Here is a 14,082-nt window from a genome sequence, read left to right as displayed (position 1 = left end):
ACAGGGGATCATCGCAGAATGAGAGCGAAATCCGCCCCGTCCGCCTGCGAACATCTGCCGTTCCGGGCTTATAACGCCGGATCTCCGGGCTCTGCGGCATCCGGATAGGACATACCGGAAAGGCCTCAGAAGAAACGGCTCGTTCTCTCCAACGTCATGTCCTCCGTTGTAACTCATTCCGCAAAGTCGTAAAATACCCGGCGAATTCGCACTGACTGATTAAGGAAGGAGGCATTCCGTGCGCAGAACAAGAAGACTAATGCGGCCTCTGGCGAACCGCATCTCAAGACACCGCAACCCGCTCTCGCTCCAGAAAAAAAGAAACCGTCAGCGAAGACACGTCCTATATACCATTCATATCGAAAACGGCATTTAGCACATCCTCAGAAGGAACCTCCGGGTTCCTTCTTTATTTCTGCCGGACAATTCTCTCCCCGACCGCCGTAATTCCTTCTGAGCTCCCATCTCTGATTCTGCTATGGCATTGTCTGCTGTCAATGCCCGGCAGTTTTGTCTGTTATTGCCAGGAGGAGCCTCCCCATTGACAGTCAGGAATACTCCGCACCGGCTCATCATGCTTCCACATCACCGCTTTACCGGTGTTAAGAAGCGATAAATAATAATTAGGAGAAGAGAACCTCTCACTGGGCGCAGTCTGGACAGACTATCCGATCCCCCCCTCTTCCGGGAATCAACATTTGATACAAGCTTCCACAAATAAATGTTTAAACTTCCACCATTACAACATTTTCCACATGATAAACACCTATTTTTGTGGAATATTTGTGCAAATTCAGCCTGTTAACCTTATCATTTCCGCATTTTTCTCACATTCACACATTATCAAATATGCAACTCTTGTTAAAAAAAAGAATTTTTTGAACGACTTCGCAAAAAATTGTTTGCGTTTTGCGAATTCTCTCGTTTATAATTCCGCTCCGGAAGTTGAGGAACATTCAAAAGGAATGAAATGTCTCCCAGCCATTTTTGAAGACCAAAATTGAATTGGAAAATCCTATGAAACTTTTACAGCACGTTTATGACAGCGTTTTAGCACGCAATCCCGATCAGCCGGAATTCCATCAGGCCGTTCAGGAAGTTCTTAACACCATTGAACCTGTAATGGAAAAGCACCCGGAATGGCTGAAGGCAGGCATCGTTGACCGTCTCGTTGAACCTGAGCGTCAGATCATGTTCCGCGTACCCTGGGTTGACGATCAGGGCAATGTTCGTGTTAACCGCGGCTTCCGTGTTCAGTTCAACAGCGCTATCGGACCTTACAAGGGAGGTATCCGTTTCCATCCTAGCGTAAACCTTTCCATCATCAAATTCCTCGGCTTCGAACAGATTTTCAAGAACAGCCTTACCACCCTCCCTATCGGCGGCGGCAAGGGCGGTTCCGATTTTGATCCCAAGGGCAAGAGCGATCGTGAAATCATGGCTTTCTGCCAGAGCTTCATGACCGAGCTCAGCAAGCACATCGGTGCTGATACTGACGTTCCTGCCGGCGATATCGGCGTTGGCGGCCGTGAGATCGGCTTCCTCTATGGTCAGTACAAGCGTCTCCGCAACGAGTACACCGGCGTTCTCACCGGCAAGGGACTCGAATGGGGCGGCTCTCTGGCCCGTACCGAAGCAACCGGCTACGGTCTCTGCTACTTCATGAACGAAGCTCTCCAGGCTCAGGGCAAGAGCTTCAAGGATCAGACCGTTATCATTTCCGGTTCCGGCAATGTTGCTATCTATGCTGCCGAGAAGGCTACCGAATACGGTGCCAAGGTTATCGCCATGTCTGACTCCAACGGCTACATTGTTGATACCAACGGCGTTGACCTCAAGCTTATCCACGAGCTCAAGGAAGTTAAGCGTGCCCGTATCAGCGAATACGTCAACACCCACAAGGATGCCACCTATGTTGCTGATTCCAACGGCTCCAAGGGTATCTGGACTGTTAAGGCTGACATCGCTCTTCCTTGCGCTACCCAGAACGAAATCAATGCTGAAAGCGCTCAGAAGCTCCTGGACAACGGCGTATACGCTGTCGGCGAAGGTGCCAACATGCCTTCCACCAACGAAGCCATCGCCCTTTACCAGAAGGCCGGCATTATCTTCGCTCCTGCCAAGGCTGCTAACGCCGGCGGTGTTGCTACCTCCGCTCTGGAAATGTCTCAGAACTCCGCTCGCCTGAGCTGGAGCTTCGAAGAGGTTGACAACAAGCTTCATGACATCATGAGAAGCATCTACAAGAACGCTTCCCAGGCTGCTGAAGAATATACTGGCAACAAGTTCGACCTGGTTTCCGGTGCCAACATTGCCGGCTTCCTCAAGGTTGCCAAGGCTATGTATGCTCAGGGCATCGTTTAATAGCTAAACCAGAACGTTTCTGACATGTTAGAGGGGTTTTTCCGGAAATCCCTCTTTTTTTGTCCTTTAAATTTATGTATGAGATAGCCCGCGGGTTTGCCGGTTCCTGTATAAACGGGGCCCCCATTACCGCAACATAAATACGCGGGACAGGCATGATTCTGACTGAATAAAGAGAAGGGAAATAACTGACAGGAGGAACAAACTGTCAGGAAAAAGAAGAGTGGCAAAAAGTGTGCAGCAACAACGTGTGACAAATACTGAACCGGACAGAGCCATAAACAGTCTTTCTGAAAACATAACCGGAGTTTCCGGGATTTTATAAATCGGGAGATGACCTTTTCTGCGGTTCTCGCAAAAAAAATCCGGGACACCATCCCGGAAAGCATTCAGAACCAGAGGGGAAAATCAGTGGAGCTGATTTCCGTCAGTATAATACCATCTTCCTCCGGTTTTCACATAATTGGCAATTTCATGGATGTAGTCAAATCTGGTTCCCACCCGGAGTCTGGCAATATATTCCACCACCCCGGTATCCCCTGTTATCTCCTCCCGGAGAATCTCCAGACGGGTCAGCTTGATCTTCCTGTAATCCGAAACCATAAAACGCGGCGGAACAGCGGGACAGAAATCCGGATGCCAGGAGGCCTTCACATAATCCCCGTTCTGAAGAGCATAGGCGGTATAGCGGCCCCGCAGAAGCTCCGTCGGGGTCTCAGCCTGCCTTTTGCCGGAATGCAGTTCCTCACAGCATTCCTGATACGGTTTACCGCTGCCGCAGGGACACTTCGTCAAATCATATTTCTGCATGTCCGCTTATCCCTTTCTGGCTGCCTTTCTCTTTTTGGACATCACAAACTTCATAAGCCGTCTCTTGGCCCGGATCTGACTCTGGGTAAGCTTGTTCTTCTTGTTTTCATAGGGATTATCCCCCTCATGAAATTCCAGACTTACCGGAGTGCCCACGATCTTAAGACTCTCCCGGAAATAGTTTGTCAGGTACCTCTTGTAGGAATCGGTAAGATCCCGGGTCTTATTGCCGTGAATAATAATGCGGGGAGGATTATAGCCGCCGGCATGAGCATATTTCAGCTTAATGCGCCGGCCGCCGGACATGGGAGGCTCCACCTGCCGGACAGCCATTTCCAGAATCCGGTTCAGCTTGGAGGTGCCAACCCGGGTAGTGGCCGAAGCATAGGCTCTCTTTATGGAATCAAACAGATTTCCCACCCCGGTACCATGCAGAGCGGAAATGAAGTGCACCTCCGCAAAATCCACAAATCCCAGCCGGAGATTGAGCTCGTTCTTTATCTTTTCCTTTACATCCTGAGTAAGACCGTCCCATTTGTTAACGGCAATAACCAAAGCCCGTCCCGACTGAATAATAAAGCTCAGGAGGCTGAGATCCTGATCCGTGACTCCGGCATTGGCATCAATTACCAAAAGAGCCACATTGCAGTCTTCAATAGCCTGAAGAGTTTTTACTACGGAAAACTTTTCCACCGCCACAGTAACCTTCTTGCGCTTTCTGACTCCCGCAGTGTCGATTACTATGTAATGATCCCGATCGCGATCCAGAGGAATATAAATTGAATCGCGGGTGGTGCCGGGCTCGTCATACACCACTACCCGATCCTCGCCCAGCATTCTGTTGGTAAGAGTGGACTTCCCCACATTAGGACGTCCCACAATGGCAAATTTCACCGGCAGATCCGCAAAGGGAACCTCCTCCTCTAAGGAGGCGTTTCCCTCCGCCGGAGCTTCCGCATGCTCCTGGGATTCCTCGGTGCCGCTTTCCTGACCGGGTTTGTGCCGCTGCTTCCACTCATACCAGTTAAAGCCGCCGGCCTCCTTGTCCACCGGAACATTATCCAGGAAATCAAAGCCCTTTTCCCACTCCAGAGCCTCCGGGTCATCAAAGGGGCCCACCTCGAAGCGGGGCTTTTCAGCTTCGTCATTAAGAACCGGGGCCAGAACCTCATCCAGAAGAATCCCGACACCGCGGCCGTGCTCGGCAGCAATGGGATAGATTTCACCGGAAAGTCCCAGGGCATAGAATTCACCGATAGCCACGTCCGGATCCATGCCGTCCACCTTGTTGGCCACCACGGTAACCTTTTTCTGCTGCTTTCTGACATAGTCGGCAATCATGTAATCCCCGGCGGAGATCCCGAATTTCGCATCCACCAGAAACAGCACCAGATCCGCTTCATCGATGGCCTGCAGGGACTGATCCGCCATATGGGTCTCAATGCCCTCCTCGCTGCCGTCAATGCCGCCGGTATCAATAAGAATATATTCATGATCCTGATACATGGCACGGCCGTATTTACGGTCTCTGGTAAGCCCCGGGAAATCCGCCACGAGAGCATCCCTGGTTTTGGTAAGACGGTTAAACAGAGTAGATTTGCCTACATTCGGCCGCCCTACAAGAGCCACTACTTTTGTCATGAACTTTTTCCTTTTTAAAATAAGAAGCTCCGGTCCGAAGACCGGAACCCGCAAAACCCCGGCAACACTAATCCTGAGATTCGGAATCCTGTTTTTCCCGGACCGCGTAAAGATTGCCGTTTCTGGTAACTACGTATACAGTATCGTCATCCGCTACCGGGGCGGTATAAATACCGGAGCTGTTAAGCTGGAGCTTGGCCCGGAAATCACCTGTGGCACTGTCCAGCCAGTAAAGATAGCCCTCGTAGTCCCCCACCACCACATAGCTTCCTGCATAGGCGGGACCGGTAACATTCCGGTAGGTCAGACGGGTATTGCTCCACCGCTCAGAGCCGTCAGTGCGGATCACCGCATAAACATGCCCGGACTGATCGGTAATGGCAATGTCACTGAGGTCATAGGCCGGGGTGGCCACTGACGAATACTGCCTTACCCACATGGGACGGGAGGGATTATGCAGGCTGAGCCCCTGGAACTGGCCGTTAAGAGCAATTACATAAAGCTCGTCACTGATAACCACCGGAGACGCATTCACATCGTTGAGCCGCGAGAGCCTGGTGGAGCCGTGAGGAACCCCTACCTTGATCTGATTCAGCAAGACGCCGCGCTCCTGATTGACAATATTGAGCTTGCCGTCGGAGGTTCCGTAAAAGACTACTGCCCCCTGTACCGGCACCGGAGCACAGTCTCCCCGCACCGCAAACTGGGCGGAATCATCCCCCGTAGCCCAGATCCGGGAACCGTCACTGGCGTTAAGCGCAAAAAGCTGGCCGTGAGAAGACAGTACAAAAACCCGATCCCCGTCCACCGCCGGAGCTGTCAGGATCTCCTCACCGGTAAAGTGCTTCCAGATAAGCTCGCCCTTCGCTCCGTCCACGGCATAAACCCAGCCGTTTTCACTGGCCAGAAGAACCAGCGAGGTATCAAAGTCCTCACGCACCGTGATACCGCCTGAAATCCTGGCAGAACGGCGGTCGTCGTTTTCATCCTCGTCATCCAGATCCAGGTGCCACAGCCGGCCGCCGTCCTTCTTGTCAAAGGCATAAACATCACCGTTGCGGGAAGCGGCATACACCCGTTCTCCGTCAAAGGCCGGATGCAGCGCAGAGTAGAATCTGCCGACCCCGGAACCCACCGAGGAGCTCCAGGCCACCTCCAGCCGGATCTGATTCTCAAACTCGGGAACCGGTACCGGCACATACACGTCCACCTCGGATGAACACCCGGCAAGACCGGCGCCGAACACGGCCGCTGCCAGCAGTCTGTATACCTGGTGTCTGAATAAATCCCTCATCTGTCACGCCCTTTTTGCAAGACTGTCATCCTTCCGCCGAGATCCCGGGGATCCCGTGCCGGAACTTCCTATTTTGCCGGAACGGCCGGAGCCTCGGGCTCCTTCCCGGAAGCAGCGGCAGCAACGAATTCCGGAGCCGGCTTCACGCCCTTTTCGGCAAGAAGGCTTTCGTACTTCATTTTAAGGCCCGGCTTCTCAAAACCTTCCTTCACCATGCCAAGAGCTTCGCGATACAGGGCCACAGCCTCCTCACGCTTGCCCTGAGCGGCTGCGATATCACCGCGGATCTCGGTAACCACGCCCTTTACCGCTTCATCCTTTGCCGCTTTCAGAAAACCCTCTGCCTCATCATACTTTTTGAGGGTGACTGCCAGACGGGCAGCCCGGATTCTGAGAAGATTGTCCAGAATGGTGTCATTGCCCTTGCCGATGGCATTCCGGAGATTATCCAGAGCCTCTTCATATTTGCCGGCAGAAACCAGAGACTTCACCAGCACAGATGCAGCCAGTTCACCGTAGACATCATTATGACCGGCAATAAAGTCCTTAACGGACTCCAGCCCCTTAGGATCATTAATGTCGCCATTCAGCACCACCGAATAAAATTCGTTGGCACCGTGCTGACGCTGCCTGGTCACATAATCTCTGTAGAAATAGACCGAAACTATCAGGAAAATTGCCAAAAGCACTCCGCCGAAGATGCTTTTCCAGTTTTCCTTCCACCATTTCTCCAGCTCTTCTTCCCGCTGCTTCTCGTCTTCTTCTAAAATATCCACTTTCATTCCTCCGGGGATTTTAAATATGCTGTTTAATGAATGCGGCCAGATCTGATTCCGGGACAGTCTGCTGTTCGCCGCTGGAAAGAATCTTCACGGTGGCGGAATGTCCGGCCACCTCCGTGTCTCCGAGAATCAGGGCCAGCCGGGCATTGACCCGGTCGGCATGGCTCATCTGCTTCTTGACCTTGCCGCCGCCGCAGTGCAGCATGAAGCGCACCTCCGGAAGCTCAAAACGCAGCCGGTTGACCAGATACTGAGCCTCCCGGGCCGGCTGTTCTCCCATGGAACACACCATGACATCCACCGCCGGAGTTTCCTGTACCAGATTCAGAGCCTCCAGGAGCAGCACGAGCCGCTCCAGCCCCACGGCACATCCGATGGCCGGAGTGGGCTGTCCCCCCAGCTGCTCCACCAGCCCGTCATAGCGGCCGCCGCCGCAGACAGTGCCCTGGGAGCCCAGAGCCGCAGTTACCCATTCGAATACTGTAAGATTGTAGTAATCAAGCCCCCGGACCAGACGGTCGTTTATGACATAGCTGATCCCGAGACCGTCGAGAAGCTCCCTGAGACCGTCAAAATGAGCCCGGGTCTCTGTCCCGAAAAATTCAGCCAGTGCGGGAGCATCCGCAAGAATCTCTCCGGTCCTGGCATCCTTGCTGTCCAGTACCCGGAGCGGATTTGTGTACATTCTTCTCTGCGAATCCTCATCCAGCTCAGAACGGTATTTCTCCAGAAATGCCACCAGGGAATCCCGGTATCTGGCACGCTCTTCGGGAGATCCCAGAGAATTAAGCTCCAGCCGGACATGATCCGTAAGCTTCAGCTTTTTCCACAGCATGGCCGAGAAGGCAATAATCTCGGCATCGATATCCGGGCCCGAGAGACCGAAAACCTCAATGCCGAACTGATGAAACTGCCGGTAGCGTCCCTTCTGGGGTCTTTCGTGCCGGAACATGGGGCCGCGGTACCAGAGACGCTGCTCCTGATTGTGGATAAGGCCGTCCTCCAGACAGGCCCGCACGCAGCCGGCGGTGCCCTCGGGACGGAGCGAAAGCAGGTCGCCGTCCCGATCCTCAAAGGTGTACATTTCCTTTTCCACCACATCGGTAACCTCGCCGATGGCTCTCGAAAACAGCGAGGTCTTTTCAATAACAGGGGTCCGGATCTCGCTGAACCCGAAAGAGCCGGCGGTTTCCACCAGCGTTTTTTCAACCTGTTCCCAGACACTGCTCTGCCCCGGCACAAGATCGTTCATGCCTCTGATGGCGGTAATTTTTGCTGACACGGTATTTTCCTTTTAGTCTGATTCTGAAACCGCCCGGGATGCCTTCCCCGGATGATTTTTAACATAGCTTCTGATTTTCTGCTCCAGAGCCGGGAGAAGCTCGGAATTAGGAATAAGCTCCTTTCTCTCGCCGTCCTCATAGTAGACACTGCGGTCCTTGGCGCCGCAAATGCCCAGGTTGGCCCGCTGGGCCTCCCCGGGGCCGTTCACGATACAGCCCATTACAGCCACCGTGATATTGTCGGTAATATCCTGAAGACGTTCCTCCAGAGCATTCACCAGGCCAATCACGTCACACCCCCGGCGGGAGCAGGTGGGACAGGCCACAAAGCTGATGCCGCGGGAACGGAGCCCCAGTCCCTTGAGAATGTCAAAGCCCACTTTGACTTCCTCCACCGGATCCGCCGCCAGGGACACCCTGAGAGTATCGCCGATACCATCCCTGAGAAGCCATGAAAGCCCCATGGCGCTTAAAACAGTGCCCTTCCTGAAGCCTCCGGCCTCCGTAATTCCGAGGTGGAGCGGCTGATCAATTTTTGCGGCCAGAAGCCGATAGGCTTCGTAGCACAGAAAAACATTCGAGGCCTTGACACTGACCTTAAAATCCGGAAAGTTCATTCTGTCCAGAATGTCCACATGCCGCAGGGCCGATTCCACCAGAGCCTCTGGCGTCGGTTCGCCGTAGCGCTCCAGAAGATCCCGCTCCAGAGAACCGCCGTTTACTCCGATGCGAATGGGAATGTGCCTTTCCCGGGCCGCCTCCACCACTGCCCTGGTCTTTTCCTCGCTGCCGATATTGCCGGGATTAATGCGGAGACAGTCAGCCCCGTATTCAGCTACCTTAAGGGCAATCCGGTAGTCAAAATGAATGTCCGCCACTACCGGTATCGGAGATCCGGCCCGGATTTCCCTGAAAGCCTCAGCCGCCCGCATGCTGGGCACGCTGACTCTGACAATATCGGCACCGGCTGCAGCAATAGCCCGGATCTGCGCCAGCGTGGCAGCCGTGTCCTCAGTGTCGGTATTGGTCATGCTCTGCACCGATACCGGGGCAGAGCCGCCCACCGGAACATTGCCTACCATTATCTGCCTGCTCTTGCGGCGTGTTATCTCATTGAAGTTCATACTGTCTCAACTCTCCTCCGCGGGGGCGGATCCGGCTTAGTTTTTCATAACAAGATCAGCCTTTCTTCTGACCTCGTCAGGATCATAAACCCGGCCGTTTCCGGAAACCTGTCTCACCTTTACTGCACTGGCGGTCGTTCCTGCCGGTGCGGTAGTCCGTCCCTGTTCAGCTGCCAGAGAACGCACCTCACCGGATCTGAGAGCCGCCGGCTGCCCTTTTCTGGAACTAGGAGCGGAACCGGCAGGCCGGGAGTTCAGGTTCCGGGGGCCTGTGCCGGGAGCAGTCTTTGCCGGCTTTTCAGGAGCCTTGGCGGGCTTCGGGGCCTGAGTCTTCCCGTTAGGAGCCGCAGGCTTTGCGGGAGCTGCTGTTTTCTTAACCCCCATCTCATCTGCCAGAGAACGCACCTCTCCGGCCCGGAGTGGTTTCCGGGAAGTAGTCTGCACCGGGGCCGGCTTTTTCGGGGGCTCCTGCCGCGCACCGGTTTTGCCGGAGGCTGGGCGGGTGTGCGCCGGATTTCCGGAATTCTGCTGGGCTGCCGGCTTTCTGGAGGCGTAGCCGGCGTTGGGATTACGGTTTTCCTTTCCGGAAAGATCCTTCCCGGAACTCTCCTTTTTAGACGGCGGGGTCATAGCCGGAGAGTCCGGGAGATTTCCCGCTGCCTTGAGCTCTTCATCAAAGGTAATCACGCCGGATTCCGGCCCCGCAGAGGGAATCACTGTCTCCGGAGTTTCGGGAGCAGGCAGCACCAGAGGCGGTTCATCGCCAGGCTGCACGCCGGACAGCAGCGGATCGTCAGTAATTTCGACAGGCACCGGTTCAATCACCGGAGGCTCCGGATCATTTACGGCAGGAGCTTCCGGAAGCACGGCAGTGTCTCTGCCTTTGCTGATCTCGGAGAGATTGAGCTCCTCTCCTGCAGGAAGAACCTCAGAGCCATTTCTCAGAGGCTCCGACACCAGGGCCTTTTCCGCCTCGGGCTTGCTGTCAGAACCGCCGGAAGCTATCAGAAGCACCACTCCCACGGCAATAACAGCCAAAGCGCCGATACCGATTCCGGTGCGGATACTGCGCAGCCGGGAACCGTCATCAGAAGCCCCGGAACTCCCGCCAGCGGCCAGAATCGCCCGCACCTCGGCCAGATCAATCCCCATGTAACGGGCATAGGCAAGGCATTCACCTTCTTTAAGGTGCCTGAAATTCCCGTTCTCCATGTCGTTAAGCACATGACTTCTGATCTTAAGCTTGTCGGAAACATCAATAAGACTAAGATTATGCCTGATGCGGAGAGCCCGAAGCCGCGCTCCCAGATTAGCAGCCGGAGAGGCTCCGCTTTCCGGTTCGATATTAGTGTCTGTCATTTTTTCCAATAGTATGAATATTAAAACTTGCCCTTGGTATAATCCCGGGCCTCCTGACTGCGGGGGAATCTTTTCGTAAGAATTACCCCCAGATCTGAAGCCTCTTCATGATGCTTCAGACATTTTTCAATTTTTATTCTCAGAGCCAGAACCTGCGGACTGGGATCCTTAACAAAGAGCCCGAAGGTACCAATCAGATCCTGCGCCTTCTGACAGTTGTTCTGACTGTAGCTCCAGACCGCATAGCTGTACAGGGTATTCGGATCGGAGCCCCCGTACTGCTTGGCCTTTTCGAAATAGGCTCCGGCCTTGTCATTCTGATCATGATCCGCAGCACAGCGGGCAGCACTGGCATAGGTATAGCCGATACTGGTATATTTGGGAATCTCCACGGCCTTCTTATAAAGCTCCTCGGCCCGGTCCATTTCATTGGATCTGCAAAGAAAGTTTGCATACCTGGTCATGGTATTTCCGGAGGAAGGGAACTTCTTATAGGCATCCTCGTAGGTCTCCCGGGCCTTCACGTAGTCCTTTACGGTTTCATAGTAGTTGCCCCAGGACAGGTACAGAATTTCGCTGTCGGGGTCATAGCCCTGGGCAATCTCCAGATTCTCCTTCGCCTTGGTCATGTCTTTCTGTGCGATATAGGCATTTGCCAGCCGCAGTCTGGCCAGAGACGCCTTTTTGTAATCAATGACGCCCACTTCCTTGACAATATCGTTACCGTCAGCATCCTTGCCTATTACCACTTCCTTGCTGGTAACGCATCCGGCGAGCACTGCCGAAAGCAGCAGAAAACCCCATAATCTCATCATAATCAACTTCCTAAAAAATCACTCCGGCTGTGCCTCTTCTCCGGCAGCAGCCTTCAGTTTATTTCTGACCTCGCCTGCCAGCTGGCCGCAGGCTGCCTTGATATCGTCTCCCCGGGTCTTTCTGGTAACTACCGTATAGCCATGATCATACAGTACCTGGTAAAACCTCTGCTGAGCTTCCCGGGTCGGCTTCATAAAGGTGCTGTCGCCATGCGGATTAAACGGTATCAGATTGATTTTGCAGGGAGTGCTTTTGAGAAGCCTTGCCAGTTCCTCGGCATCCTTTTCGGAATCATTAACCCCCGCCAGAAGCACATATTCTACAGTAACACGGCCGCTGTTGGCATTAGAGGAATTAACATATTTCCGGGCAGCTGCCAGAAACTCGGCAATGTTGTATTTTTTATTAAGGGGAACCAGCCGGTCTCTCAGAGCATCATTCGGGGCATGCAGGGATATGGCCAGCGCCACATCCACCTTTCCGATAAGCTCCAGAATTCCCGGCACCACTCCTGAGGTGGAAATGGTCACTCTTCTTTTGGAAAGGCCGAATCCAAAATCATCCAGCATGATATTAACAGCCGGGATGACATTTTTGAGGTTAAGGAGCGGCTCCCCCATTCCCATCAGCACCACATTGTCTATGGCCCGGTATTTGGGATTAGGGGTGAACCCTATAGCTTCCGTGGCCCGCCAGACCTGGCCGATAATTTCACTGGTGGTGAGATTTCTGTTAAAGCCCTGATGCCCGGTAGAACAGAAGGTGCAGCCCACCGGACAGCCCACCTGAGTGGACACGCAGAGTGTCGCCCGGTCATCCTCCGGGATATAGACAGTCTCCACCAGCTGGCCGTCTCCGACATCCAAAGCCCATTTAACGGTTCCGTCAGAGCCCCGGTTTTCGGCTCTGACCTCCGGAGCCCTGATAACGCACAGGGAGGCCAGTTTTTCTCTGAGAACCTTGTTGATATTGGTCATCTGACTGAAGTCAGTAACCCCGAACTGGTATATCCATTTCATAAGCTGATCGGCCCGGAATTTCTTCTCTTCCAGACTCAGCATGAATTTATTAAGCCCCTCATGATCCAGGTCCATGAGATTAATTTTTGCGTCAGCCATTTTTCCGCTCGGATCAAACAATACCAAGGCGGGATTCTATCACAGATAGCCACCGGTGTCATTTCACGACACAGGGAGACGGGGAAAGAAAAATGACGGCCAGCCCTGCATGGTACGGAAAGACAGCCGTACCTGGTTCTGAAGCACTTAAGAGAATCACTGCCGGAGGTCCGGGAGCCCCCTTCCCCAAAAGACCGCCAGATGGCGGTCCTCTGGGGAAGGGCATCTCCGGAAAGCTTTAAAGATTACACCTTTGTTTTTTTCAGAAAATCAATGCTGCCCTTTTCCAGCAGTTTGTCCACAAAATCGGGCACCGTGATACCGGCCTTGCCGTAAACGCTGAAGGTAAAGCTGGAATGCTGCAGGGACGGCCGGAGATTAAACTCCACAGAGGGGTAATGAAGACGGTTTACGGTGCTGATAAAACCCGCCGCCGGATAAACCGCCCCCGAGGTGCCTATGGACAGAAACAGACTGCCGGAGGCCAGGTATTCAAAAATCTCTTCGGAAAAATACGGCATTTCTCCAAACCATACGATATCAGGACGGAGCTCCTTTCTGCCGCACACCGGACAGACATCATCCTCCGAGGAATCCCGGTCCCATACGGAGTGAGCACCGCAGGCCTTGCACAGAATACTCTTAAGCTCGCCGTGCATGTGGATAACCTTCTGGGAGCCTCCTCTCTCATGCAGATCGTCAATATTCTGGGTAATCACCGTGACCGATCCCCGCGGCCACTCCCGCTCCAGACGGGCCAGTGCCCGGTGGGCGGAATTCGGCTCAGCGCCGGCCAGATTCTTCCGGAGCCGGTTGTAGAAATTATGTACCAGAACCGGATTCCTGATATAGCCTTCGGGAGTCGCCACGTCCTCCACCCGGTGCTGTTCCCAGAGTCCGTCCTCGGATCTGAAGGTCGGGATACCGGATTCCTGGGATATTCCGGCTCCGGTAAGAATTACAATATTCCTGATGTCAGTCATAATCGCCACCTATCTGGTTCGGGGACAGATTTCATCCTCGGTGAAAAAATACGAAATCTCGCGCTCGGCGGCCTCAAGACAGTCCGATCCGTGCACAGCATTCTGATCTATCGAGGTGGCGTAGTCCGCCCTGACCGTGCCGGCTCTGGCATGCCGCGGGTCGGTATCTCCGATAACCTCGCGATGCCTTCTTACAGCATCCTCCCCCTCCAGTACCTGAACCATAATCGGTCCGGACATCATAAAATCCATCAGAGCCTCAAAAAACGGCTTTTCCCGCAGATGAGCATAAAATCCGGCTGCCTCCTGATGATTCAGATGCACCATTTTGGCAGCGATCACCCGGAGTCCGGCATTTTCGAAACGGTGGTAGATGTCTCCAATAAGATTCCGGGCCACAACATCAGGCTTGATAATAGAAAAGGTACGTTCAATAGCCATGTAAAACCTCGCTCTTCTGAAAAATTTTTTCCTAGCATAGATCAAAAAAAGCCCCGAAACCGCGGAG

The 14,082-nt window shown here is 53.7% G+C and carries 14 protein-coding genes; 3 read left to right on the top strand and 11 right to left on the bottom strand.

Annotated features, from left to right (window positions below; genetic code table 11):
- Positions 1-238: 238 nt before the first annotated feature.
- Together F557_RS22380 and gdhA are read left to right on the top strand one after the other, a co-directional pair.
- On the top strand, positions 239-376 hold the full coding sequence (locus F557_RS22380; protein ID WP_157617918.1) for a hypothetical protein: 138 nt from the start codon (positions 239-241) through the stop codon (positions 374-376).
- 641 nt (positions 377-1,017) lie between these two features.
- Complete coding sequence (gene gdhA, locus F557_RS0114675; protein WP_026297944.1) at positions 1,018-2,364, top strand: NADP-specific glutamate dehydrogenase; 1,347 nt, start codon at positions 1,018-1,020, stop codon at positions 2,362-2,364.
- A 408-nt stretch (positions 2,365-2,772) separates the two neighbouring features.
- On the opposite strand, the gene F557_RS0114665 is transcribed toward gdhA, so the two are convergent.
- The 9 genes from F557_RS0114665 to rlmN all read right to left on the bottom strand — a co-directional run bounded on the left by F557_RS0114665 (position 2,773) and on the right by rlmN (position 12,591).
- Positions 2,773-3,174, bottom strand: a complete 402-nt coding sequence (locus tag F557_RS0114665) for a YchJ family protein (protein WP_019002975.1) — start codon at positions 3,172-3,174, stop codon at positions 2,773-2,775.
- A gap of 6 nt (positions 3,175-3,180) precedes the next feature.
- Positions 3,181-4,815, bottom strand: coding sequence for a ribosome biogenesis GTPase Der (gene der / locus F557_RS0114660; protein ID WP_044143687.1), 1,635 nt, complete (start codon positions 4,813-4,815; stop codon positions 3,181-3,183).
- A gap of 67 nt (positions 4,816-4,882) precedes the next feature.
- On the bottom strand, positions 4,883-6,109 hold the full coding sequence (bamB, locus tag F557_RS0114655; protein WP_019002973.1) for an outer membrane protein assembly factor BamB: 1,227 nt from the start codon (positions 6,107-6,109) through the stop codon (positions 4,883-4,885).
- 68 nt (positions 6,110-6,177) lie between these two features.
- Positions 6,178-6,885 carry a YfgM family protein gene (locus tag F557_RS0114650; RefSeq protein WP_169335214.1) on the bottom strand — a complete coding sequence of 236 codons (708 nt, stop codon included), beginning with the start codon at positions 6,883-6,885 and terminating at the stop codon, positions 6,178-6,180.
- A gap of 19 nt (positions 6,886-6,904) precedes the next feature.
- On the bottom strand, positions 6,905-8,173 hold the full coding sequence (gene hisS, locus F557_RS0114645; protein ID WP_019002971.1) for a histidine--tRNA ligase: 1,269 nt from the start codon (positions 8,171-8,173) through the stop codon (positions 6,905-6,907).
- Positions 8,174-8,185: 12 nt separating this feature from the next.
- Entirely contained in the window at positions 8,186-9,298 is a 1,113-nt protein-coding gene (ispG, locus tag F557_RS20295) for a flavodoxin-dependent (E)-4-hydroxy-3-methylbut-2-enyl-diphosphate synthase (RefSeq protein WP_019002970.1), read from the bottom strand.
- A 36-nt stretch (positions 9,299-9,334) separates the two neighbouring features.
- A complete protein-coding gene (locus F557_RS0114635; RefSeq protein WP_157617917.1) occupies positions 9,335-10,657 on the bottom strand; it encodes a helix-turn-helix domain-containing protein in 1,323 nt (440 codons plus the stop codon).
- Between the two features lie 20 nt (positions 10,658-10,677).
- Positions 10,678-11,472, bottom strand: coding sequence for a tetratricopeptide repeat protein (locus tag F557_RS0114630; RefSeq protein ID WP_019002968.1), 795 nt, complete (start codon positions 11,470-11,472; stop codon positions 10,678-10,680).
- Positions 11,473-11,490: 18 nt separating this feature from the next.
- On the bottom strand, positions 11,491-12,591 hold the full coding sequence (rlmN, locus tag F557_RS0114625; RefSeq protein ID WP_026297942.1) for a dual-specificity RNA methyltransferase RlmN: 1,101 nt from the start codon (positions 12,589-12,591) through the stop codon (positions 11,491-11,493).
- 92 nt (positions 12,592-12,683) lie between these two features.
- Here rlmN and F557_RS22375 point away from each other — a divergent pair, with 92 nt between their 5' ends.
- Positions 12,684-12,833 (top strand): hypothetical protein, encoded by a 150-nt coding sequence (locus F557_RS22375; protein ID WP_019002966.1) that lies wholly within the window; start codon positions 12,684-12,686, stop codon positions 12,831-12,833.
- Between the two features lie 3 nt (positions 12,834-12,836).
- Here the strand turns inward: F557_RS22375 and F557_RS20290 are convergent, their stop codons facing one another.
- Both F557_RS20290 and ndk read right to left on the bottom strand, forming a co-directional pair.
- The gene (locus F557_RS20290; protein WP_019002965.1) at positions 12,837-13,574 is read right to left on the bottom strand and encodes an NAD-dependent deacylase; all 738 of its coding nucleotides are present in this window, start codon (positions 13,572-13,574) and stop codon (positions 12,837-12,839) included.
- 9 nt (positions 13,575-13,583) lie between these two features.
- Positions 13,584-14,015: a nucleoside-diphosphate kinase gene (gene ndk / locus F557_RS0114610; RefSeq protein WP_026297941.1), complete on the bottom strand. Its 432-nt coding sequence runs from the start codon at positions 14,013-14,015 to the stop codon at positions 13,584-13,586.
- Positions 14,016-14,082 lie beyond the last annotated feature (67 nt).

The organism is Succinimonas amylolytica DSM 2873 (assembly GCF_000378405.1).
In the GTDB taxonomy this organism is placed as follows: Bacteria; Pseudomonadota; Gammaproteobacteria; order Enterobacterales; family Succinivibrionaceae; genus Succinimonas; species Succinimonas amylolytica.
This window is presented reverse-complemented; position numbering and strand designations above follow the sequence as displayed.